Genomic DNA, 23,319 nt, shown 5'->3' with positions numbered 1-23,319 from the left:
ATGTCGCTTCCCGCCGACCTCAAGTACACGTCCGAGCACGAGTGGGTCGCCGTCGACGGCGACGTCGCCCGCATCGGCATCACCGACTACGCGGCCGACAAGCTCGGCGACGTCGTGTTCGTCGACCTCCCGAAGGTCGGCACGGCCGCGGCCGTCGGTCGCGTCGTGGGCGAGATCGAGTCCACCAAGTCGGTCGGCGAGCTCTACGCGCCCGTCGACGGCGAGGTCGTCGAGGTCAACGACGCGCTCTCCGACGACCCCTCGCTCGTCAACTCCGACCCGTACGGCGCCGGCTGGATGATCGCCGTGCGCTTCAGCGAGCTGCCCGCCCTGCTCACCGCGGACGAGTACGCCGCGCTCACGGCCGAGTGATGCGCGAGCTCTTCGCCGACCGCCACATCGGGACCGACACCGCAGCCCAGAAGTCGATGCTCGCCGCGCTCGGCTACGCGAGCGTCGACGCGCTCGTCGACGCCGCGATCCCCTCCGGCATCCGCGTCTCCGACGATCTCGAGACGACCCTGCCGCCCGCGGCATCCGAGGTGGAGGCGCTCGCCGAGCTGCGCGCCCTCGCGCGGCGCAACCGCGTGACGCGACCCATGATCGGGCTCGGCTACCACGGCACCGTCACGCCGAGCGTCATCCAGCGGAACGTGCTCGAGAACCCGAGCTGGTACACGGCCTACACGCCCTACCAGCCCGAGATCTCGCAGGGCCGCCTCGAGGCGCTCATCAACTTCCAGACGATGGTCACCGACCTCACCGGCCTCGCCACCGCGAACGCGTCGATGCTCGACGAGGGCACCGCCGTGGTCGAGGGGATGCTGCTCGCCCGCCGCGCCTCGGGTGCCGCCACATCGACCTTCCTCGTCGACGTGGACGTGCTGCCCCGCACGCGCGCCCTCCTCGCGCACCGCGCCGAGGCCGTCGGCATCGAGCTCGTCGACACTGACTTCGCCGGTGAGCTCCCTGAGGCCTTCGGCGCCGTCATCCAGTACCCGGGCGCCTCCGGCCGCCTGTGGAACCCCGCGGATGCCATCGCGCGCGTGCAGGCGGGCGGCGGCATCGCGGTGCTCGCGGCCGACCTGCTCGCGCTCGCGCTCATCACCTCGCCCGGCGAGCTCGGCGCGGACGTCGCGGTCGGCACGACGCAGCGCTTCGGCGTGCCGCTCGGCTTCGGCGGACCGCACGCGGGCTACATGGCCGTGCGCGCGGGCCTCGAGCGTCAGCTGCCGGGACGGCTCGTCGGCGTCTCCGTCGACGCATCCGGCTACCCCGCCTACCGCCTGTCGCTGCAGACGCGCGAGCAGCACATCCGCCGCGAGAAGGCCACGAGCAACATCTGCACGGCGCAGGTGCTGCTCGCCGTCATGGCGTCGATGTACGCGGTCTACCACGGGCCGCGCGGCATCAAGGCGATCGCGCACCACGCGAACCGCATGGCCAACCTCGTCGTCGACGCGCTCCGCGACGCGGGTCTCGCTCCCGTGCACGAGCTGTTCTTCGACACCGTGCAGGTGCGCGTTCCCGGTCGGGCCGCGGAGGTCGTGACTGCAGCCGAGGCGGAGGACGTGCTCCTGCGCCTCGTCGACGCCGACACCGTGCAGTTCTCGACCGACGAGACCACGACATCCGCCGACGCGCTCGTCGTGCTTCGGGCCGTGCTCGGCGACGCCGCGCCCGCCTCGCTCGGGTTCAAACCCGTGTCGCGCTCGATCGATCCCGATCACATGCGGCAGACGGAATATCTGACGCATCCGGTGTTCCAAACGCACCACTCCGAGACCGGGATGATGCGCTACCTCAAGTACCTCGCCGACAAGGACTACGCGCTCGACCGCGGCATGATCCCGCTCGGCTCGTGCACGATGAAGCTCAACGCGGCCACCGAGATGGCGGCCGTCACGTGGCCCGAGTTCGCGAACCTGCATCCCCTCGCGCCCGAGGCGCACACGGCGGGCTACCGCGAGCTCATCGGGCAGCTCTCCGGCTGGCTCGCCGAGGTCACGGGCTACGACGAGGTGTCGCTGCAGCCCAACGCGGGCAGCCAGGGCGAGCTCGCCGGGCTCCTCGCCATCCGCGGCTACCACCGCGCCAACGGCGACGACACCCGCACCGTGTGCCTCATCCCGTCGAGCGCCCACGGCACCAACGCCGCGAGTGCCGTGCTCGCCGGCATGCGCGTCGTCGTGGTCGCGTGCGACGAGCTCGGCAACGTCGACCTCGACGACCTGCGCGCGAAGGTCGAGCAGCACGCCGAGGAGCTCGCCGCGCTCATGGTCACCTACCCCTCCACGCACGGCGTCTACGAGCACGACATCCGCGAGATCACGGATGCCGTGCACGCGGCCGGCGGGCAGGTCTACGTCGACGGCGCCAACCTCAACGCCCTGCTCGGCTACGCGCGCTTCGGCGACTTCGGGGGAGACGTCTCGCATCTCAACCTGCACAAGACGTTCTGCATCCCGCACGGCGGCGGCGGCCCCGGCGTCGGACCCGTCGCAGCGAAGGCGCACCTCGCGCCGTACCTGCCCGGAGCGGGCGGCGACGTCGATGCGAACCCTGTGAGCTCGGCCGCCTACGGCAGCCCCAGCATCCTGCCGATCTCGTGGGCGTACGTGCGCATGATGGGCGCTGAAGGACTGCGCCGGGCGACCGGCGCCGCCGTGCTCGCCGCGAACTACATCGCCGCGCGACTGCGCGAGCACTACCCCGTGCTCTACGCGGGCGACAACGGCCTCGTCGCGCACGAGTGCATCCTCGACCTGCGGCCCCTCCGCGAGGCGACCGGTGTGACCGTCGACGACGTCGCGAAGCGGCTCATCGACTACGGCTTCCACGCCCCGACCATGTCGTTCCCCGTCGCGGGCACCCTCATGGTCGAGCCGACCGAGTCGGAGGACCTCGCCGAGCTCGACCGCTTCATCGAGGCGATGATCGCGATCAAGGCCGAAGCGGATGCGGTGGGCGCGGGCGAGTGGCCGAAGGACGACAACCCGCTCGCCAACGCCCCGCACACCGCCGAGTCGGTCATCGCGGGGGAGTGGAGCCACCCCTACACGCGCGAACAGGCCGTCTACCCCGTGCACACCCTCGTGCACGGGGGTAAGTACTGGCCCCCCGTGCGCCGCATCGACCAGGCCTACGGCGACCGCAACCTCGTGTGCGCGTGCCCGCCGGTGGAGGCGTTCGCGTAGTCGCGGTGCGGGCGCACGATGTGCGCCCGCACTGTGCTGGGGGCGCAAGCGCGTGGTGGCGCGAGTTCACCGCTGGTTGAGTGCCGCGCGCCGTGCGCGAAGCGCGCGACGCACGGCGTATCGAAACCCGACGGGCGTTTGGCGTGCGGAGGGGTCGCATCCATGGCCCGCTGTTGATACCCCGTGCGAGGGTTTCGATACGCGTCGTGCGCTTCGCGCGCGGCGCTACTCAACCAACGGGGTGGGGGCGGCAGCGCCCGCCCTACGCCGGGGGCGGCGGCAGGTCGAAGCGGACGGCGCCCTCGGTGGGCGGGGGCAGCTCGAAGCGGGTCGCTCCGGCGGGGGGAGGGGGCAGGGCGGGCCCGGCGGCAGGCTCCTCGGTCTGCGTCGCGGCCGTCGACTCCCCCGAGTCGGGCTGTGGCATGCGCGCGAGTCTACGCGCACGCGCGCGCGGTCCGAAGTCCCCTATCCGGGGAGGCCGAAGAGCCCCGGCCACCAGCTCGCGACGAGCGGGTACCCGATGAACACGGCGGCGTCGATCGCGAAGTGGGCGGCCAGGAAGGGCAGCAGTCGGCCGGTGCGCTGGTAGAGCCAGCCGAACGCGATCCCCATGACGAGGTTGCCGATGAACGCACCGGGCCCTTGGTACAGGTGGTACGTCGCACGGAAAACGGCGGTCGCGACGATGATCGCCCACGGGCCCCAGCCGAGCCGCCGCAGCCGCTCGAAGAGGTAGCCGAGCACGACGAACTCCTCCTGGACGGCGGCACGCGCCGCCGCGAGCAGCAGCACGGGAACGGTCCACCAGTGGTCGCCGAGCCCGGCCGGGTTGACGGCGACGAATATCCCGAGCGCGCGGCCGACAGCGTAGAACGCGAGCCCCGGGATGCCGATCGCGAGCACGAGCCCCACGCCCCATGCCACGTCGCGGATGCGGCGGGTGCCGTCGAGCCCGAGCGCCGCGAGGTGCGGCCGCCGCGGCGACCACAGCAGGTAGCAGACGAGCAGCACGGGGGCGAGTGCGAACGCGATCGACAGCAGCTGGTAGACGAGGTCGAAGATCTCCCGATCGCTGCGGGAGGGGTTGAGCGTCGCCGTCTGGTTGCCGAGCGACACCTCGCTCGTGAGCCGGTAGGCGAGCGCTACGATCGCGTACACCGCCGATTGGCCGAGCCCGAGCGCGAGCACGATCGCGATCTCCCAGCGGATGCGCGCGCGGGTGAGCGGCGGCTGCGCGTCGGGGTGCATGGCCGGGTCGGCGGCGCTCATCCGCGCTCCGACGGGGGCAGGGCGCACGTGGGGGTTCCACCGGGCAGCCGGTGCCGGTTGGCGGCGATGAACGCATACCCGAGCCAGCCGGCCCACGAGAACGGGGGAGTGGCGAGGAGCCAGCCGGCGAACCTCCACCACGAGGCTCGCTGGATGCGTAGGAGCGCGGAGAATGCCAGGTGCCCGCCGAGCTGACGCCCGGGGGTGACGTACCAGGCGTAGTGGGTGACGTCGTGCTCGTCGAGGCCGAGCTCGGCGTAGTCGATCCACTGGTAGGGGAGGGCCTCGGGGAAGCGCGGCAGCAGGTCCCGCAGCCGGTTCACCCACGTCGTGCAGAAGGCGCAGTCGCCGTCGTAGACGAGCACGGGGCGGGTGCGCGGGAGGGGCACTCGCACGGCGGTCACGCGGCCGATGTTACGCGTGCGGAATGCGAAGATTCCGCGCACATGCGCCTTCCAGCGCAGCATGTGAGCACGCCGCGCAACGGATCCTCGCCTTGTGACTTCTCGTGCACGATTCCTGCGTCGCGGTTTCCTCCGTGTAACGATTCCGCCATCCGGTTTGGCGGTCGCCTGAACGCGACTTAAGGTTTCAGCAACACCGCCATGCGCGCGTATGCCCGCATGGCGTCCCATTGTGTACAGGAGGAACCGTGCGAATCTCTCGCATCGCAGCAGCAGCCGGGGGCGTCGCAGTCGCCGCCGCGCTCGTCCTCTCCGGATGCTCGTCGGACAACGGCGGCAACGGAGGAGGATCGGCATCGTCCGGCGTCGTCAACGTCGCCTGGTCGGAGCCGGAGAACCCGCTGATCCCGGCCAACACCAACGAGGTGAACGGTGGCCAGGTTCTCAACAACATGTTCGCCGGACTCGTCTACTACAAGGCGGATGGCTCGTGGGACTACGACGCCGCCGAGTCGATCGAGTCGGAGGACTACAAGACCTGGACGGTCACGCTCAAGGCTGACCAGAAGTTCTCGGACGGCACCCCGGTGACCTCCGAGTCCTTCGTCAACGCCTGGCAGTGGGCCGCGGCCGACCCGGAGCTCCTGAACCAGTGGTGGTTCATCGACGCGATCGCGTTCGAGGGTGGCACCTACGACGGCGGCGAGGACACCCTCGCGCTCGAGGTCATCGACGACACGACCTTCACGGTCGAGCTCGCCGAGCCCCGCGCCGACTTCCCGGTGGCCCTCGGCTACACCGTCTTCTTCCCGCTCCCCGAGGCCTTCTTCGAGGACCCGGAGGCGTTCGGTGACGCCCCGATCGGCAACGGCCCCTACAAGCTCGGCGAGGACGGCTGGGTGCACGGCGAGAGCCTGTCCCTCGTCCCGAACGAGAACTACAACGGCCCGCGCAAGGCTGCCAACGGCGGTCTGAACTTCAAGGTTTACGCGACGCTCGACGCCGCCTACGCCGACCTGCTCTCGGACAACGTCGACATCGTCGACTCGGTTCCGACGAGCGCGCTCGCGACCTTCAAGGACGACCTCGGCGACCGCGCCGTCGAGCAGGCCTCGGCCGTGTTCCAGTCGTTCACGATCCAGCCGACCCTCGAGGGCTTCGCCTACGACGAGGAGGGCAAGCTGCGTCGCGCGGCCATCTCGCACGCCATCAACCGCGCCGAGATCACCGAGGTCATCTTCCAGGGCACGCGTACCCCCGCCGAGGACTTCACCTCGCCGGTCATCGCGGGCTTCGACCCGGAGGCCGTCGAGGGCTCCGAGGTCATGGAGTACGACCCCGAGCTCGCCAAGGAGCTGTGGGCGCAGGCTGACGCCATCCGTCCGTGGACCGGCACCTTCCAGCTCGCCTACAACGCCGACGGCGGCCACCAGGAGTGGGTCGACGCGACGGTGAACTCGATCAAGAACGCGCTCGGCATCGACGCGGTGGGCCTGCCCTACCCCGACTTCGCCGGTCTCCGCACCGAGGTCAACGACCGCACCATCAAGTCGGCGTTCCGCACGGGTTGGCAGTTCGACTTCCCGTCGGCCGCCAACATCCTCGGCGCGCTCTACGTGACCGGTTCGGGCTCGAACGACGCGGACTACTCGAACCCCGAGTTCGACGAGCTGTTCCGCGCCGGCCTCGCGGCGGTCGACCAGGAGGAGCAGGCCGACCTGTTCAACCAGTCGCAGAAGTTCCTCTTCGAGGACCTGCCCGCGATCCCGCTGTGGTACGGCTCGGTCACGGCCGGCTACTCCACGCTGGTGGACGACGTGGAGTTCGGCTGGGACAGCTGGCCGCTCCTCTACGCGATCACCAAGGGCTGACACTCAGCTCGACGATCAACACGCACTGTGGGGCGGCGTCGCTTCGGCGCCGCCCCACAGGGTGCGTGGCCCGACTTTTTCTGAAACCCTGAACTCCTCATGATCTGGTACATCGTCAGGCGCCTTCTGCAGGGCATCCCGGTGTTCTTCGGGTCGACGTTCATCATCTTCACGATGGTGTTCGCGATGCCGGGAAACCCCGTGCTCCGCATGTTCGGCGACCGCACCCCTTCCCCCCAGCAGATCGCGGCCCTCGAGGAGAAGTTCCACCTCGACCAGCCCTTCCTGGCCCGCTACTTCCTCTACCTCGGCGACGTGCTCCAGGGCGACCTCGGCACGACCTACGCCGGGCAGTCCGTCAACGAGATCCTCGCCCGCACCTTCCCGACGACCCTGCGTCTCGCGCTCATCGCGGTGCTCATCCAGCTGATCATCGGCGTGCTCGCCGGCCTCGTCTCGGGTCTGCGCAAGGGCGGCATCTTCGACAACGTCACGCTGCTCGTGACGCTCGTCATCATCTCGATGCCGGTCTTCGTCTTCGCGTTCGTCGCGCAGTGGGTCTTCGGCATCAACCTCGGTTGGTTCAGACCGACGGTCGGCGCGGGCGCTCCATGGAGCGACCTGATACTCCCGGCGATCGTGCTCGCGGGCCTCAACATGGCCTACGTCGTGCGCCTCACGCGCGCGTCCGTCATCGAGACCAACCAGAACGACTTCGTGCGCATGGCGTACGGCAAGGGCCTGTCGCGAGGGCGCGTCATCCCCGTGCACGTGCTGCGCAACTCGATGATCCCCGTGACGACGAACCTGGCCGCCGACTTCGGCATCCTGATCGTCGGCGCGACCGTCACCGAGGGCATCTTCAACGTGCCGGGAGTCGGCAACGAATTGTTCAAGGCGATCAACCGCCACGACACCCCCGAGATCGTGTCGATCGTCACGATCCTCGTCATCGTGTACGTGCTCGTGAACATCGCCATCGACCTCCTCTACGGGGTGCTCGACCCGAGGATCCGCTATGTCAAGTAAGAACCCCATCCGCACCGCGCCCCACTTCGTCGCCGAGGTCGACGAAGGCGGGCTGGGTGCCGTCGACGCGGTCCGCGTGAGCGACCGCAAGTCGAACCTCTGGCTCGACGCCTGGCGCGACCTGCGCAGCCGGTGGATGTTCTGGGTCTCGGCCGTCGTCATCGCGTTCATCGTGTTCGTCGCGTTCTTCCCGGGCGTCTTCACCGACGTGCCGCCGAACTCGAACTGCATCCTGAGCATCTCGAACGAGCAGCAGGCCGAGGAGTTCGGTCTGCCGATCGGCACGCGCATCTCCGACCATGGCCCGATCCCTGGCCACCCGCTCGGCTTCACGAAGCAGGGCTGCGACGTCTTCTCGCGCATCGTGCACGGCACGAGCACGTCGCTCTCGGTCGGTGTCATCGTGACGGTGCTCGTCGCCTTCATGGGCATCGTGATCGGCGCCTTCGCCGGCTACTTCGGCGGCTGGCTCGACTCGCTCCTCATGCGCCTCGGCGACATCTTCTTCGCGATCCCCTACATCCTCGCGGCCGTCGTGATCATGTCCCTGTTCCTGCACGACCGGAACATCTGGGTGATCTCGCTCGCGATCGGATTCTTCAGCTGGCCATCCACGGCCCGCATCCTGAGATCCGAGGTGCTGAGGGTCAGGAACCTCGACTACGTCATGGCCTCGGAGGCGATCGGGCTGTCGAAGGTGCGCACGATGTTCACGCACGTGCTGCCGAACTCGATCGCGCCCGTCATCATCATCTCCACGGTGGGTCTCGCGGGCGCCATCACGGCCGAGGCGACGCTCTCGTTCCTCGGCGTCGGTCTGCCCAACAACCTGTTCATGTCATGGGGCAACGACATCTCGGCGGCTCAGACGAGCCTCCGCACGGCGCCGTTCACCCTGATCTACCCGTCCATCGCCCTGTCGATCACCGTGCTCGCGTTCATCATGCTCGGCGAGACGGTCCGCGATGCACTCGACCCGAAGGCGAGGGCCACCCGGTGACCGCTCTCGAACCCCTGCTCTCCGTCGAGGACCTGCAGGTCGCGTTCAAGACCCAGGACGGCTTCGTGCCGGCCGTGCGCGGCGTGAGCTTCGACCTCTACCCGGGCGAGACCGTCGCGATCGTGGGCGAGTCGGGCTCGGGCAAGTCGACGACCGCGCACGCGATCATCAACCTGCTGCCGGGCTCCGGCCGCATCACGGGCGGCAAGGTGCTGTTCGAGGGACGCGACCTCTCGAAGCTCTCGCGGCGCGAGATGGAGGGCGTGCGCGGCAAGGAGATCGGCCTGGTCCCGCAGGACCCGATGAACTCGCTCAACCCCGTGCACCGCATCGGGTTCCAGGTCGAGGAGACGATCCGTGCGAACGGGCTCGCCACCTCGAAGCGAGAGGTGCGCAAGCGCGCCGTCGAGGTTCTCAAGGAGGCGGGGCTGTCGGATGCCGACCAGCGCCTGCGCCAGTTCCCTCACGAGTTCTCGGGCGGCATGCGCCAGCGCGTGCTCATCGGCATCGGCCTCTCGTCGCACCCGAAGCTGCTCATCGCGGATGAGCCGACGAGCGCGCTCGACGTGACGGTGCAGAAGAAGATCCTCGACCACCTCGAGACCCTCACGACCGAGCGGAACACCGCGGTCATCTTCATCACGCACGACCTGGGCCTCGCCGCCGAGCGCGCCGAGAACCTCATCGTCATGCACCGCGGCAAGATCGTCGAGTCGGGCCCCGCCCGGGAGATCCTGCAGAACCCGCAGCACCCGTACACGCAGCGTCTCGTGGCCGCGGCTCCGAGCCTCGCGTCGAAGCGCATCCAGTCGGCGGTCACGACGGGCGCCTCGCTCGAGTCGGCCGAGGTCTCGGGCGCGGATGCCGCGTTCGACCTCGTCACGGCCGCCGAGCGCACCGCGTCCGACGTCCCCGCGGCCGACGCGCCTCCCGTGATCGAGTTCCGCGACGTCACGAAGGTCTTCAAGATCCGCACGGGCGGCCCGAAGTCGATCCCGTTCACGGCGGTCGACAAGATCTCGTTCCAGGTGCCCAAGGGCTCGACCATGGCCCTCGTGGGCGAGTCGGGCTCGGGCAAGTCGACGGCGGCGAAGCTCCTGCTGCGCCTCGAGGACATCACCGAGGGCGACATCCTCGTCGAGGGCAAGAGCGTCGCGGGTCTCGGCAAGGCCGACCTGCTCAAGCTGCGTCGCAAGATGCAGCCCGTGTTCCAGGACCCGTACGGCTCGCTCGACCCGCTGCACAACATCGGCAACACGATCGCGGAGCCGCTGCACGTGCACGGCATCGGCGACCAGAAGTCGCGCAAGGCGCGCGTGCGCGAGGTGCTCGACCAGGTGGCGCTGCCGGAGACGGTGCTCACGCGCTACCCGAACGAGCTCTCGGGCGGCCAGCGTCAGCGTGTCGCGATCGCTCGCGCGCTCGCCCTCAAGCCGGAGATCGTCGTGCTCGACGAGGCCGTCTCGGCGCTCGACGTGCTCGTGCAGGCGCAGGTGCTCAACCTGCTCGCCGACCTCCAGGCCGAGCTCGGGCTCACCTACCTCTTCATCACGCACGACCTCGCCGTCGTCCGCGTCATCGCGGACCACGTGACGGTCATGCAGAAGGGTCGCGTCGTCGAGCAGGCGTCGGTCGACGAGGTCTTCGAGAACCCGAAGACCGACTACACGCGCGAGCTGCTCGCCGCCATCCCGGGCGCCGACATCCCGCTGGGTGCCTGAGCGCACCCCACCGGCCGAGGGCCGCCACCGCGTACGTCACGCGGCGGCGGCCCTTCGCCGTAGGGTGGAGCGGATGAGGACCATCCGTGCACTCGCCGGCGCAGCAGCGCTCGCCGTCGCGGCCTCGGCTCTCGCGGGATGCACGCAGCACGACCGCGTGGTCGACGGCTCCCGCGCGACGGTCGCCGTGAGCGGCGCCCTCACCTCCCTCAACGCCAACAGCTCGTACGGGCGCGCGTCGACCCTCAACGCCGACGTCGCGTACCTCACGGGAAGCGCCTTCGCGTACCCGGATGCGGAATACGGCCTCGTCGAGGACGACTCCTTCGGCTCGGCCGAGATCACCGACGAGGACCCGCTGACGGTGCGCTACACGATCGCCGACGGGGTCACGTGGTCTGACGGCGTTCCCGTCACGCCCGCCGACCTGCTGCTCGCGTGGGCCGCGAACTCGGGTGCCCTCGACAGCGACGACGTCGATGCGAGCGCCTACGTCGACGCGGGCACGGGCCGCCTCGGCGAGCTGCCCGACGACGTCGTCTACTTCGACGGTGCGCGCGGCCGCGGGCTCGAGCTCGCGACGCAGACGCCGCAGCTCGGCGACGACGGCCGTTCGCTCTTCGTGCACTACGACGAGTTCACGCCCGGGTGGCCCACGGCGCTCGCGCCGGGCCTCCCCGCCCACATCGTCGCGTCGCGCGCCCTCGACCTGCCGCTCGGCGCGGACGACGCGGACGCCGCATCCGCCCCCGACGCGAAGGCGGCGCGCGCCGCACAGGACGCGCTCGTCGCGGCGATCGAGGAGGGCGACACCGCGGCGCTCTCCGACATCGCCGACGTGTGGAACAGCGGCTTCGACCTCGTCGGCAGCTCGCCCGACCCCGAGCTGCTCGTCGCGAACGGGCCGTACCTCGTGTCGGCTGTGAGCGACGGCTCGGTGACCCTCACTGCGAACCCCCGCTACCGCGGATCGCGCGCCCCCGCGATCGAGTCGCTCGTGCTCGAGACCGTCGAGGACCCGGCCGAACTCGTGCGGCGCTTCGAGGACGGACGCGTCGACGTCGCCGCCCCGGCGCCCGACGCCGAGCTCGCGCGCTCTCTCGCCGCGGTCGACGGCGTCGCCGTCGTCGCCGGGAGCGAGGCGACGTTCGAGCACATCGACCTGCAGTTCGCCGACTCGAAGTCGGGGCTCTTCGGCGACGCGCGCATCCGCGAGGCGTTCCTGCGCGTCGTGCCCCGCCAGCAGATCGTCGAGGAGCTCGTGCAGCCCGTGCAGGCGGATGCCGCCCCGCTCGACTCGTTCGTGCTGCGTCCCGGCGCCCCCGCCTACGCCGAGGTCATCGCCGAGAACGGCTCCTCGGAGTACGGCTCGACCGACGTCGACGCCGCCGAGGCCCTGCTCGCCGAGGCGGGCGTGGTGTCGCCCGAGGTGTGCATCCTCTACGACCCCGCCGATCCGCGCCGCGTCGCCGAGTTCGAGCTCATCCGCACCTCCGCCGAGCGTGCCGGCTTCCGCGTGACCGACTGCTCTCGGCCGAACTGGACCGAGATGCTCGGCGTCTCGGGTGCCTACGACGCCGCGCTCTTCGCGTGGGATACGACGCGCCTCGGCCCCTCGGCTGTCGCGGCGGTCTTCCGCAGCGACTCCGCCGTCGCCAACCTCAACCGCTTCTCCGACCCCGAGGCCGACGAGCTCGTCGACCGCGTCCTCGGCACGGGCGACGCGGACGAGCAGACGGACGCGCTCCGCGAGCTCGACGCCCTGCTGTGGGGAGCCGCGTACGGGCTGCCGCTCTTCGCGCATCCGACCCTCACCGCGGTGTCCGATCGCGTCGAGGGCGTGACGCGGTCGCCGCTCGCGCGGGGCGTGCTGTGGAACGCGTGGGAGTGGGAGCCCGGCGCGCCCGCGGCGAGCCCGGCGGGCTAGACGCCGCCGCGTGGTGATCGCTCAGGACAGCAGGCCCTCGCCCACGATCAGCACGAACGGCGCGATCACCATGAACGGCAGCGCGACGAGCGCGATCAACAGCGCGGGGGCGATGCGTCGCCGCCCCACGCGCCGGCCCGCGTCGTCGATGAGATCGAGCGACCGCTCCCCGACGCGCGCGTCGGAGTAGCGTCGCGCCTGCTCCTCGAGCTGCACCGAGGTGCGCTCGACGAGCCGGAACGCGCGCCGGAGATCCTCCTCGAGCACCGCGCCCGGCAGCGAGCTCGGCGGAAATCGGAAGAACAACTGGTCGTCGAGCACCTCGGCGCCCCACTGCGCGCCGCCCGCGTCGTCGATCATCGCCGCCATGACATCCGGGGTGAACAGGTAGAGCGCGTCGCGCTCGTAGCCCGGCGGGCAGAGGAGCGTGAACACTTCGTCGAACTCGAGCCCCATGCTGTAGGCGGTGCGCAGCTCGAGCGGCGACGAGGAGAGCTCGAAGTCGCGCAGGAGAGCGATATGCGGCAGCCGCCGCGGCATCGGGACGGCGAGGAAGAGCCCGTCGTCGACGAGGCCCGGGTACTGGCGTCGCTCGGTGGGACGGAAGTCCGGCGGCACGGGGTCGTGGAACACGCGTCGGCCGATCAGGAACGGCGGCCACGGGGACCCCTCGGCGGGTTGCAGCACGCGCGTGAGCCGCTGCACCTTGCCCTCGCATCCGGACGGCGCCGGCAGCGTCGCCTCGACGCGCGAGACGCTGCTGGTATCGAGGCCGTTCGCATCGGCGAAGGGCCGGAGCTCGTCGGTGAGCGGGGTGAGGGGGCGCCCGAACCGGCGATGCCACCAGCGGAACAGCAGGACGGCGCCGACGACGATCGCGACACACGACACTGTCCAGGAGGCGACCCACGTGGCGGCGGCGGGCGTCGTACCGGTGATGAGGATGCCGACGGAGCGCAGGATCCCGAAGACAGCCGTCGAGCCGGCCACGATCGCGAGCGTGATCGTGAGCGTCGCCATCCACCCGGGCATCGACGTGCGCAGCCGCCAGACCACGGGTCGCCGGGGCAGGGGCGCCGCGAGTGCCGAGAAGTCGAGGTCGGAGAAGACCCGTAGACGGTCGACGGGGCGCTCGTTCACGGCGTCACGATACCGGCTCCGGTAGGATGGACCGTCGCCCGTTCGGGGCGCCCACGACTTCCCCTCCTACATCCCGAGGTTCCTTCATGCCCATCGCCCACCGTTCCGACCTGCGGAACGTCGCCATCGTCGCCCACGTCGACCACGGCAAGACCACCCTCGTCGACGCCATGCTCCGCCAGACGCACTCCTTCGGCTCGCACGAGCACGTCGAGGAGCGCGCCATGGACTCGAACGACCTCGAGCGCGAGAAGGGCATCACGATCCTCGCCAAGAACACGGCGATCATCTACGAGGGCACCCACGCGACCGAGGGCCCCGTCACCATCAACGTCATCGACACCCCCGGCCACGCCGACTTCGGCGGCGAGGTCGAGCGCGGCCTCTCCATGGTCGACGGCGTCGTGCTGCTCGTCGACGCCTCCGAGGGCCCCCTCCCGCAGACGCGCTTCGTGCTGCGCAAGGCGCTCGAGGCGAAGCTCCCCGTCATCCTCGCCGTCAACAAGACCGACCGCCCGGATGCGCGCATCGAGGAGGTCGTCGAGGAGAGCCACGACCTGCTGCTCAACCTCGCGAGCGACCTCTCCGACGACATGCCCGACCTCGACGTCGACGCACTCCTCGAGCTGCCCGTCGTCTACGCGTCGGGCCGCAACGGCGCCGCGTCGTGGAACCGGCCCGCCAACGGCGAACTGCCCGACAACGACGACCTCGAGCCGCTCTTCGAGGCGATCCTCAAGTACGTGCCCGCGCCGTCGTACGACGACGAGGCGCCCCTCCAGGCATGGGTCACCAACCTCGACGCCTCGCCGTTCCTCGGCCGCATCGCCCTCCTGCGTGTCTTCGCGGGCACGATCAAGAAGGGCCAGACGGTCGCCTGGGTGCGCCACGACGGCTCGCACTCGAACGTGCGCATCACCGAGCTGCTCAAGACGAAGGCCCTCGACCGCTACCCGGCCGAGTCGGCATCCGCGGGCGACATCGTCGCCGTCGCCGGCATCGAGGAGATCACGATCGGCGAGACGATCGCCGACCCCGACGACATCCGTCCGCTGCCCGCGATCACGGTCGACGAACCGGCCATCTCGATGACGATCGGCACCAACACCTCGCCCATCGTCGGCAAGGTCAAGGGCCACAAGCTCACGGCGCGCATGGTCAAGGACCGCCTCGACCGCGAGCTCATCGGAAACGTCTCGATCCGCGTCGTCGACATCGGGCGCCCGGATGCGTGGGAGGTGCAGGGCCGCGGCGAGCTCGCGCTCGCGATCCTCGTCGAGAACATGCGACGCGAGGGCTTCGAGCTCACCGTCGGCAAGCCGCAGGTCGTCACGCGCGTCATCGACGGCAAGATCCACGAGCCCTTCGAGCACGTCACGATCGACGCCCCCGAGGAGCACCTCGGCGCCATCACGCAGCTGCTCGCGGCGCGCAAGGGCCGCATGGAGGGCATGTCGAACCACGGCACCGGCTGGGTGCGCATGGAGTTCGTCGTGCCGAGCCGCGGCCTCATCGGCTTCCGCACCGAGTTCCTCACCGCGACGCGCGGCACCGGCATCGCGAACGCGATCTCGCACGGCTACGGCCCGTGGGCGGGCGACATCCAGACGCGCGTCACCGGCTCGATCGTCGCCGACCGCGCGGGCGTCGCCACCCCGTTCGCCATGATCGCCCTGCAGGAGCGCATGTCGTTCTTCGTGCAGCCGGGCGACGAGGTCTACGAGGGCATGGTCATCGGCGAGAACCCGCGCAACGAGGACATGGATGTCAACGTCACCAAGGAGAAGCAGCTCACCAACATGCGCTCCTCGACGGCCGACACCTTCGAGAAGCTCGACGTGCCGCGCCAGCTGACGCTCGAGGAGTGCCTCGAGTTCGCCCGCGAGGACGAGTGCGTCGAGGTCACGCCCGAGACCGTGCGCATCCGCAAGGTGCTGCTCGACCAGACCGAGCGCGCCCGCGCCGCGTCGCGCCTCAAGCGCCAGAACCAGAACGCGTAAGGTCGAGCCGTGCACCCGGCCGTGCGATTCGGCGTCGCGATCCTCGCGCTCGTCGTCGGCGCGGCCGTCGGTGCCCTCACGACCTTCGCCCACGCGTCGACCCCGCCGTGGTTCCTGCTCGGCGGGCTCGTCGTCGTCGCGGCTTTCGTTCTCGGCGTGCGGCTCTCCGTCGCACAGCCGCTCGTGACCGGGGCGGCCGTCACGGCCGTCGTCGGCTCGGCGCTCGTGCTCGCCATGGTCGAGGGGGACGTCGTCGTGGTCGCGGCGGACGCCCTCGGTATCGCGTGGCTGGCGGGCGTGACCCTCGTCGCGCTCGGCTCGGCGCTCTGGCCGCTGCCGGGTCCGCGGCGTCAGGGCAACCCCTCCGAGTCGTCTTAGGATGGACAGGTGACCTACGTCATCGCCCTTCCCTGCGTGGATGTCAAAGACCGCGCCTGCATCGACGAGTGCCCCGTCGACTGCATCTACGAGGGCGACCGGATGCTGTACATCCACCCCGACGAGTGCGTCGACTGCGGTGCGTGCGAGCCGGTCTGCCCCGTCGAGGCGATCTACTACGAGGACGACCTCCCCGAGCAGTGGTCCGACTACTACAAGGCCAACGTCGAGTTCTTCGAGGAGGTCGGATCGCCCGGTGGCGCCGCGAAGGTCGGCGTGATCCCCGGCGACCACCCCATCGTCGCCGCACTCCCGCCCCAGGGCCAGTGACCCGGGGCTCGTGACGTGCCGCTCGAGCTGCCCGACTTCCCCTGGGACCTGCTGACCCCCTACGGCGACGAGGCCCGGACCCACCCCGACGGCATCGTCGACCTCTCCGTGGGCTCGCCCGTCGACCCGACCCCCGCATCCGTGCGCGAGGCGCTCTCGGCGGCCACGGATGCGCACGCCTACCCGCTCACGGCCGGGTCGCCCGCCCTGCGCGAGGCGATCGTCGAGTGGTACGCCAGGCGCCGCGGTGTGCCCGACCTGACGGTCGCCAACGTCATCCCCACGATCGGCTCGAAGGAGCTCGTGGCCCTGCTGCCGACGCTCCTGGGACTCGGCCCGGGCGACGTCGTCGTGCAGCCGAGCGCCGCGTACCCGAGCTACGCCGTCGGAGCGGCCGTGGTCGGCGCGACCGTGCTCACCTCCGACGAGCCGGAGGAGTGGCCCGCCGAGACGAAGCTCGTGTGGCTCAACAGCCCCGGCAACCCCGACGGGCGCGTGCACTCGATCGAATTCCTGCGCACCGCCGTCGCCCGCGCTCGGGAGCTCGGTGCCGTCATCGCGAACGACGAGTGCTACGCCGAACTCGACTGGAGCTCCGACGAGCCGACGCCGAGCATCCTGCACCCCGAGGTCACGCAGGGCTCGCGTCGCCTCACTCTCTCGGTCTACTCGCTCTCGAAGCAGTCGAACCTCGCGGGCTACCGCGCCGGGTTCGTGGCCGGATGCAGCGACCTCGTGGGCGAGCTGCTCACGGCCCGCAAGCACCTGGGACTCATGCCGCCCGCGCCGGTGCAGGCGGCCATGGTCGCGGCGCTCGCCGACGAGCAGCACGTCGCCGCGCAGAAGGAGCTGTACCGCCGCCGCCGCGAGGCGCTCGTGGGAGCCCTCACGGCATCCGGTTTCCACATCGACGACTCGCGCGCCGGGCTCTACCTGTGGGCCACGCGCGACGAGGACTGCTGGCAGACCGTGGGCGCCCTCGCGCGTCTCGGCATCCTCGTCGCCCCGGGCTCGTTCTACGGCGCCGCGGGCGCGCGTCACGTGCGCGTCGCCCTCACGGCCACCGACGAACGGGTGGACGCGGCAGTGGCACGTCTCAGCGCCGGTAGGCTGTAGGGGTGAGCGACGCGACGAGCAGCGAGAAGGTGACCCTGAATCTCGGCGATCGGGTCGCCGAGTTCCCGGTGCTGAAGGCCGTCGACGGCCGAGACGTCGTCGACCTCTCGACCTTCGCCAAGCAGACCGGCTACAACACCTTCGACCCCGGGTTCGTGAACACCGCCGCGACGCGCAGCGCCATCACGTACATCGACGGCGACGAGGGCATCCTGCGCTACCGCGGGTACGCGATCGAGGACCTCGCCAAGAACGCGACCTTCCTCGAGGTCGCCTGGCTGCTCATCTACGGCGAGCTGCCCACGCAGTCGGAGCTCGCGGAGTTCTCCGAGAAGGTGCGCCGCCACACGCTGCTCCACGAGGATCTCAAGCGCTTCTTCTCCGCCCTGCCGCACACCGCGCACCCCATGTCGGTGCTGTCGTCGGCCGTGTCGGCGCTCTCCACCTACTACGAGGACTCGCTCGACCCCAAGAACCCCGAGATGGTCGAGCTGTCGACCATCCGTCTCCTCGCGAAGCTGCCCGTCATCGCGGCGTACGCGCACAAGAAGGCCCTCGGCCAGGCGTTCCTCTACCCCGACAACTCGCTCGACTTCATCGAGAACTTCCTCAAGCTCAACTTCGGCAACCTCGCCGAGCCCTACGAGGTGAACCCCGTGCTCGTGCGGGCGCTCGACCGCCTGCTCATCCTCCACGAGGACCACGAGCAGAACGCGTCCACCTCCACGGTGCGCCTCGTCGGGTCCACCGAGGCCAACATGTTCGCGTCGATCTCCGCCGGCATCAACGCCCTCTACGGCCCGCTGCACGGCGGTGCCAACGAGGCCGTGCTCCGGATGCTCGCGCAGATCCGCGACTCCGGCGAGTCGGTCTCCAAGTTCGTCGAACGCGTCAAGGCCAAGGAGGACGGCATCCGTCTCATGGGCTTCGGCCACCGGGTCTACAAGAACTACGACCCGCGTGCGAAGCTCGTGAAGGAGTCGGCCGACGAGGTGCTCGCCGACCTCGGCGTCAAGGACCCGCTGCTCGACATCGCGAAGGAGCTCGAGGAGATCGCCCTGAGCGACGAGTACTTCCAGTCGCGCCGCCTCTACCCGAACGTCGACTTCTACACGGGCGTCATCTACAAGGCGATGGGCTTCCCGACGCGCATGTTCACCGTGCTCTTCGCGATCGGCCGCCTCCCCGGCTGGATCGCCCACTGGCGCGAGGCGAACAACGACCCGGGCACCAAGATCGGCCGCCCGCAGCAGCTCTACGTGGGCCCCGCGGCCCGCGAGTGGCCGTCCGGCCGCTGAGGGAGCGCGCGGCACCGTTTCGAGCTCGGCGCCGCGTCCGGTCGGTTCAGGGTCTGCGCACAGCCGAGCGGGTACGATCGATGCGGCCCACCGGCCGCATCCCCCCGTCCCGAAAGGACCCCCATGTCGAAGCGCCGCCGCGTCCTGCTCAAGCTCTCGGGTGAGGCGTTCGGGGCCGGGTCGCTCGGGGTCAACCCGGATGTCGTGAGCAGCATCGCGCGCGAGATCGCCGAGGCGACGCCCCAGAGCCCCGACGACCCGAACGGCGTCGAGGTCGCGGTCGTCGTCGGCGGCGGCAACTTCTTCCGCGGTGCGGAGCTCAGCCAGCGCGGCATGGACCGCGGGCGCGCCGACTACATGGGCATGCTCGGCACCGTCATGAACGCGCTCGCGCTGCAGGACTTCCTCGAGCAGGCGGGCGCGCAGGTGCGCGTGCAGTCGGCGATCTCGATGATGCAGGTGGCCGAGCCGTACATCCCGCTGCGCGCCGAGCGCCACCTCGAGAAGGGCCGCGTCGTCATCTTCGGCGCGGGCGCCGGCCTGCCCTACTTCTCGACCGACACCGTGAGCGCCCAGCGCGCCCTCGAGATCGGCGCGGCCGCCGTGCTCGTCGCCAAGAACGGCGTCGACGGCGTCTACGACGACGACCCCCGCAAGAACCCGAACGCGAAGAAGCTCGAGCGCGTGAGCTACCAGGAGGCGCTCGTGCAGGGCCTCAAGGTCGTCGACTCGACCGCGTTCAGCCTCTGCATGGACAACGGCATGCCGATGCTCGTGTTCGGCATGGAGCCGGCCGGCAACATCACGCGCGCGCTCCGCGGCGAGCACATCGGCACCCTCGTCGAAGCCTGACCGCGGATGACGGACCGCTACGGCGAGGACGTCCTCTCCGGCGACTGGCGCGCCCGCGGGCGCAAGGTCGTGCCGCAGGTGGAGGCGACGAAGGAGCTCGTCGTCGAGCTCGCCGACGGCTTCGTCGGCGCCGTCGTCGGCGTCGAGAAGGGGAACGTTGGCCTGGAGGACCGCCACGGCCGCGTGCGCTGGTTCCCGCTCGGCGGGGGCTACCTCGTCGACGGCGAGCCCGTCGTGCTCACGGCGCCCAAGGCGGCCGGTCCCGGGCGGGCCTACACGGCATCCGGCTCCCGTGCGGCGGCGCCGCAGCGCGCGCGTGTGGCGCGCGCGAGCCGCATCGTCGTCGAGGGTCGGCACGACGCCGAGCTCGTCGAGAAGGTGTGGGGCTCCGACCTGCGCGCCGAGGGCGTCGTCGTCGAGTACCTCGAGGGCGTCGACCACCTGCCCCGAGTGCTCGCCGAGCGGCGTCCGGGTCCGGATGCGCGCCTCGGCGTGCTCGTCGACCACCTCGTGCCGGGGTCGAAGGAGTCGCGCATCGCGCAGCAGGTCTCCGGCGCCCACGTGCTCGTCGTCGGCCACCCCTACATCGATGTGTGGCAGGCGGTCCGCCCCGAGCGGGTCGGCATCCGCGCGTGGCCGGATGTGCCGCGCGGCATCGAGTGGAAGCACGGCGTGTGCCACGCGCTCGGGTGGCCGCACGACGACCAGGCGGATATCGCGGCGGCGTGGCAGCGCATCCTCGGCTCGGTGCGGACGTACACCGACCTCGAGCCGTCGCTCCTCGCGCGCGTCGAGCAGCTCATCGACTTCGTGACCGCGCCGGGTCACTAAGCTGGACCAGGAACCGCCTGGAACTTCGAAGGAGCCCCCCGTGATCAGTGACGTCCTCACCGAGGCCAAGGAGAAGATGACCCGGGCTGTCGAGGTGGCGAAGGAGGACTTCGCGACCGTCCGCACCGGGCGCGCGAACCCCGCCCTCTTCCAGAAGATCCTCGTCGACTACTACGGCACGCCGACGCCGCTCGCGCAGCTCGCGAGCCTCCAGAACCCCGAGGCGCGCACGCTCGTCATCACCCCCTACGACAAGTCGGCGCTCAAGGAAATCGAGAAGGCGATCGTCAACTTCCCGAACCTCGGCGCGACGCCCACGAACGACGGCAACATCGTGCGCGTCACGATGCCCGAGCTCACACAGGACCGCCGCAAGGAGTACGTCAAGATCGTGCGCGCGAAGGGCGAGGACGCCAAGGTCGCGATCCGCAACGTGCGCCGCAAGGCGAAGGACGACCTCGACGCGCTCCTCAAGGAGGTCGGCGAGGACGACGTGGCCCGCGCCGAGAAGGAGCTCGACGCGCTCACGAAGAACTTCGTGGAGCAGATCGACGCCGCCCTCAAGCACAAGGAAGCCGAGCTCCTCGAGGTCTGATGGACCGAGACCCCCAGGGCGAGTCGTCGCCCGAACATCCCGCGCCCGCGAAGCGCAGCCCCCTCGAGGAGTTCGAGGTGCGCGCGCAGCAGACCCGCGCCGACATCGAGGCTCACGCGCAGCACGCGCGTGAGGAGTTCGAGGCCCGGGTCGAACACGCGCGTGAGCAGTTCGACGCGACGCAGGAGAAGATCAAGGAGCGCACGGGCCGCAACCTGCTCGCGGCGATCGGCATCGGCGTCGTGCTCGGCGGCATCCTGCTCGCGAGCCTCCTGTTCTACTCCTGGCTCTTCATCCCGTTCGCGGCGTTCCTCGTCGGCTTCACGGTGTGGGAGCTCTCGACGGCGCTGCGCGGAGCGGGGCGGGATGTGCCGCGCGTCGTCTCGATCGTGGTCGGCATCGCCGTGCTCCCGGTGGCCTACTTCTGGCACGTCCCGGGCCTGTGGATCGCCGTCATCGCCGGCATCGCGCTCATCAGCCTCTGGCGCCTCGGCGAGCTGCTCCGCCCCAGCCACCGCGCGCCCGCGCGCACCGTGCTCGCCGACATGGGCGCAGGCGTCTTCGTGCAGCTCTACGTGACGTTCCTCGCGGGCTTCTACGTCGTGCTCGCGGGGGAGGAGGGCGGCCAGTGGTGGGTGCTCGCCGCGCTCATCATCGTCGTCTCGACCGACGTCGGCGCGTACGCCGCCGGCCTCAGCTTCGGCCGCCACAAGATGGCGCCGCGCATCAGCCCCGGCAAGACCTGGGAGGGCTTCGCGGGCGCCGCGATCGCCGCGATGGGCGCCGGCACCCTGCTCGCGTGGCTCATGCTCGGCCAGCCGTGGTGGGAGGGGACGATCATGGGGCTCGTGCTCATGCTCGTCGGCACGATGGGCGACCTCATCGAGTCGCTCATCAAGCGCGAGCTCGGCATCAAGGACATCTCCGGCTGGCTGCCCGGCCACGGCGGCTTCCTCGACCGCCTCGACTCGATCCTCCCGTCGGCCGCCGTCGCCTACGCGTTCTACCTCATATTCGCCTGAGCCTTCTGGCGCCGCACCGGGTGCCCGGCCGCCGCTCGGTAGCATGGGCCCGTGAGCATGACCTTCCCCCGCGCGCGAAAAGGCCGACCCGGCTACGACATCGACGAGGTGGAGGAGTTCCTCGAGGACGCCCGCCGCGCCTACACCGCCGAGAACCCCGACGTCTCGGTCATCACGGCCGACACCATCCGCACGACCGCGTTCTCGCTGCGCAAGGGCGGCTACTCCACGTCCCACGTCGACGCCGCGCTCGAGCGCCTCGAGGACGCGTTCGCCGCACGCGAGCGCGAGCGCGAGATGGCCCGGATGGGCGAGGAGGCCTGGTACGCGCAGGCCCGCCAGACCGCGCAGGAGCTGCTCGACCGCGTCGTGCGCCCCGCGGGCAAGAAGTTCCAGCGCGTCACCTTCCTCACGCAGGGCTACTCCGTGAAGGACGTCGACGCCTTCGCCGACCGCATCGCCGCCTACTTCCAGAACGGCGGCACCCTCACGACCGAGGATGTGCGCACGATCGCCTTCCGCCCGCAGCGCGGCGGCTATCGCGAGGCCCAGGTCGACTACGTGCTCGACACCGTCACGCGCGTCATGCTCGCCGTGCGCTGAACTCCGACGGATGCCGTGGCCCCCGTTCGGGGCGCCATCTCCCATGGGTTTCCCGGGCGGCGTGAGTACACTGGTGCGACTGTGAGCGGATACCGGCGTCGGGGGACGCAACCCGAACCGCCCCAGCAGGCGGTCGCGGTCGCACGCACCCCCGCTACGAAAGCCGTGCGCCCCCGTTGGGCGCTCGGCACCTTCGCGTACCTCGCCTCGATCGGCCTCGTCGCCGCGTTCCTCGTGGAGCCGACGGGGCTGACCTCCGCCGCGACCCTCGCCGCCGCATCCGACCCCGCCGAGGGGCCCGAGCTCGCCGGCCAGAGCATCTCGATCGTCGACGCCGAGAAGCACAGCGCCGCGCGCGACGCCTTCGACGTCGTGAAGCCGAAGCCCAAGCCGACCGCCGCCACCGCTCCCGCCGCCGGCGTGCCCGACCCCGGCACGGCAAAGGCGATCGCCTACGACATGGTCATGGCGCGCGGCTGGAGCCAGGGCGAGTACGACTGCCTCGTGGCCCTGTGGAACAAGGAATCCCACTGGAACGTCTACGCCCACAACAAGAGCTCGGGCGCCTACGGCATCCCGCAGGCGCTCCCGGGCGAGAAGATGGCGAGCGCGGGCGCCGACTGGGCCACGAATCCCGCTACCCAGATCACGTGGGGCCTCGGCTACATCTCGGGCCGCTACGGCACCCCCTGCGTCGCCTGGGGCTACTCGCAGAGCCGCGGCTGGTACTGAGTCT

At 70.4% G+C, this 23,319-nt stretch carries 22 protein-coding genes; 18 read left to right on the top strand and 4 right to left on the bottom strand.

Annotation, left to right across the window (positions count from 1 at the left end):
- Together gcvH and gcvP are read left to right on the top strand one after the other, a co-directional pair.
- The gene (gcvH, locus tag H4J02_RS09955) at positions 1-372 is read left to right on the top strand and encodes a glycine cleavage system protein GcvH (protein ID WP_187674439.1); all 372 of its coding nucleotides are present in this window, start codon (positions 1-3) and stop codon (positions 370-372) included.
- A complete protein-coding gene (gcvP, locus tag H4J02_RS09950; protein WP_187674438.1) occupies positions 372-3,197 on the top strand; it encodes an aminomethyl-transferring glycine dehydrogenase in 2,826 nt (941 codons plus the stop codon). Before gcvH ends, gcvP begins: the two co-directional genes overlap by 1 nt.
- A gap of 262 nt (positions 3,198-3,459) precedes the next feature.
- Here gcvP and H4J02_RS09945 read toward each other — a convergent pair whose 3' ends face one another.
- From H4J02_RS09945 to H4J02_RS09935, 3 genes are read right to left on the bottom strand one after another with little or no spacing between them, the layout of a single operon-like run.
- Entirely contained in the window at positions 3,460-3,621 is a 162-nt protein-coding gene (locus H4J02_RS09945; protein ID WP_187674437.1) for a hypothetical protein, read from the bottom strand.
- A gap of 41 nt (positions 3,622-3,662) precedes the next feature.
- Positions 3,663-4,466 carry a CPBP family intramembrane glutamic endopeptidase gene (locus H4J02_RS09940; RefSeq protein WP_262406020.1) on the bottom strand — a complete coding sequence of 268 codons (804 nt, stop codon included), beginning with the start codon at positions 4,464-4,466 and terminating at the stop codon, positions 3,663-3,665.
- Positions 4,463-4,870 (bottom strand): thiol-disulfide oxidoreductase DCC family protein, encoded by a 408-nt coding sequence (locus tag H4J02_RS09935; protein WP_262406018.1) that lies wholly within the window; start codon positions 4,868-4,870, stop codon positions 4,463-4,465. The genes H4J02_RS09940 and H4J02_RS09935 overlap by 4 nt, the downstream gene beginning before the upstream one ends.
- Positions 4,871-5,118: 248 nt before the next feature.
- On the opposite strand from H4J02_RS09935, the gene H4J02_RS09930 reads away from it, so the two are divergent.
- From H4J02_RS09930 to H4J02_RS09910, 5 genes are all read left to right on the top strand, one after another.
- Positions 5,119-6,741, top strand: coding sequence for an ABC transporter substrate-binding protein (locus H4J02_RS09930; RefSeq protein WP_187674435.1), 1,623 nt, complete (start codon positions 5,119-5,121; stop codon positions 6,739-6,741).
- A 99-nt stretch (positions 6,742-6,840) separates the two neighbouring features.
- On the top strand, positions 6,841-7,770 hold the full coding sequence (locus H4J02_RS09925; RefSeq protein ID WP_187674434.1) for an ABC transporter permease: 930 nt from the start codon (positions 6,841-6,843) through the stop codon (positions 7,768-7,770).
- A complete protein-coding gene (locus H4J02_RS09920) occupies positions 7,760-8,770 on the top strand; it encodes an ABC transporter permease (protein WP_187674433.1) in 1,011 nt (336 codons plus the stop codon). Before H4J02_RS09925 ends, H4J02_RS09920 begins: the two co-directional genes overlap by 11 nt.
- Positions 8,767-10,491, top strand: a complete 1,725-nt coding sequence (locus H4J02_RS09915) for an ABC transporter ATP-binding protein (RefSeq protein WP_187674432.1) — start codon at positions 8,767-8,769, stop codon at positions 10,489-10,491. The genes H4J02_RS09920 and H4J02_RS09915 overlap by 4 nt, the downstream gene beginning before the upstream one ends.
- A gap of 73 nt (positions 10,492-10,564) precedes the next feature.
- The gene (locus H4J02_RS09910) at positions 10,565-12,418 is read left to right on the top strand and encodes an ABC transporter substrate-binding protein (protein ID WP_187674431.1); all 1,854 of its coding nucleotides are present in this window, start codon (positions 10,565-10,567) and stop codon (positions 12,416-12,418) included.
- A gap of 21 nt (positions 12,419-12,439) precedes the next feature.
- Here H4J02_RS09910 and H4J02_RS09905 read toward each other — a convergent pair whose 3' ends face one another.
- Entirely contained in the window at positions 12,440-13,558 is a 1,119-nt protein-coding gene (locus tag H4J02_RS09905; RefSeq protein ID WP_187674430.1) for a hypothetical protein, read from the bottom strand.
- Positions 13,559-13,644: 86 nt separating this feature from the next.
- Between H4J02_RS09905 and typA the strand changes: the two genes are divergently transcribed.
- The 11 genes from typA to H4J02_RS09850 all read left to right on the top strand — a co-directional run bounded on the left by typA (position 13,645) and on the right by H4J02_RS09850 (position 23,315).
- A complete protein-coding gene (gene typA, locus H4J02_RS09900; protein WP_187674429.1) occupies positions 13,645-15,558 on the top strand; it encodes a translational GTPase TypA in 1,914 nt (637 codons plus the stop codon).
- Positions 15,559-15,567: 9 nt separating this feature from the next.
- Positions 15,568-15,936: a hypothetical protein gene (locus H4J02_RS09895; protein ID WP_187674428.1), complete on the top strand. Its 369-nt coding sequence runs from the start codon at positions 15,568-15,570 to the stop codon at positions 15,934-15,936.
- A gap of 9 nt (positions 15,937-15,945) precedes the next feature.
- Positions 15,946-16,266 (top strand): ferredoxin, encoded by a 321-nt coding sequence (gene fdxA, locus H4J02_RS09890; protein WP_187674427.1) that lies wholly within the window; start codon positions 15,946-15,948, stop codon positions 16,264-16,266.
- A gap of 15 nt (positions 16,267-16,281) precedes the next feature.
- Positions 16,282-17,382, top strand: a complete 1,101-nt coding sequence (dapC, locus tag H4J02_RS09885) for a succinyldiaminopimelate transaminase (RefSeq protein WP_187674426.1) — start codon at positions 16,282-16,284, stop codon at positions 17,380-17,382.
- A 2-nt stretch (positions 17,383-17,384) separates the two neighbouring features.
- Positions 17,385-18,680 (top strand): citrate synthase, encoded by a 1,296-nt coding sequence (locus H4J02_RS09880; RefSeq protein WP_187674425.1) that lies wholly within the window; start codon positions 17,385-17,387, stop codon positions 18,678-18,680.
- Positions 18,681-18,803: 123 nt separating this feature from the next.
- Positions 18,804-19,532, top strand: a complete 729-nt coding sequence (gene pyrH / locus H4J02_RS09875; RefSeq protein WP_187674424.1) for a UMP kinase — start codon at positions 18,804-18,806, stop codon at positions 19,530-19,532.
- A 6-nt stretch (positions 19,533-19,538) separates the two neighbouring features.
- Positions 19,539-20,363, top strand: coding sequence for a DUF3097 domain-containing protein (locus H4J02_RS09870; RefSeq protein WP_187674423.1), 825 nt, complete (start codon positions 19,539-19,541; stop codon positions 20,361-20,363).
- 40 nt (positions 20,364-20,403) lie between these two features.
- On the top strand, positions 20,404-20,958 hold the full coding sequence (frr, locus tag H4J02_RS09865) for a ribosome recycling factor (RefSeq protein WP_187674422.1): 555 nt from the start codon (positions 20,404-20,406) through the stop codon (positions 20,956-20,958).
- Positions 20,958-21,980: a phosphatidate cytidylyltransferase gene (locus H4J02_RS09860; RefSeq protein ID WP_187674421.1), complete on the top strand. Its 1,023-nt coding sequence runs from the start codon at positions 20,958-20,960 to the stop codon at positions 21,978-21,980. The genes frr and H4J02_RS09860 overlap by 1 nt, the downstream gene beginning before the upstream one ends.
- Before the next feature lie 57 nt (positions 21,981-22,037).
- Entirely contained in the window at positions 22,038-22,583 is a 546-nt protein-coding gene (locus H4J02_RS09855) for a DivIVA domain-containing protein (protein ID WP_222942248.1), read from the top strand.
- Positions 22,584-22,748: 165 nt separating this feature from the next.
- A complete protein-coding gene (locus H4J02_RS09850; RefSeq protein ID WP_262406015.1) occupies positions 22,749-23,315 on the top strand; it encodes a lytic transglycosylase domain-containing protein in 567 nt (188 codons plus the stop codon).
- The last annotated feature ends 4 nt before the right edge of the window (positions 23,316-23,319 follow it).

The organism is Protaetiibacter sp. SSC-01 (genome assembly GCF_014483895.1).
Taxonomy (GTDB): domain Bacteria; phylum Actinomycetota; class Actinomycetes; order Actinomycetales; family Microbacteriaceae; genus Homoserinibacter.
This window is presented reverse-complemented; position numbering and strand designations above follow the sequence as displayed.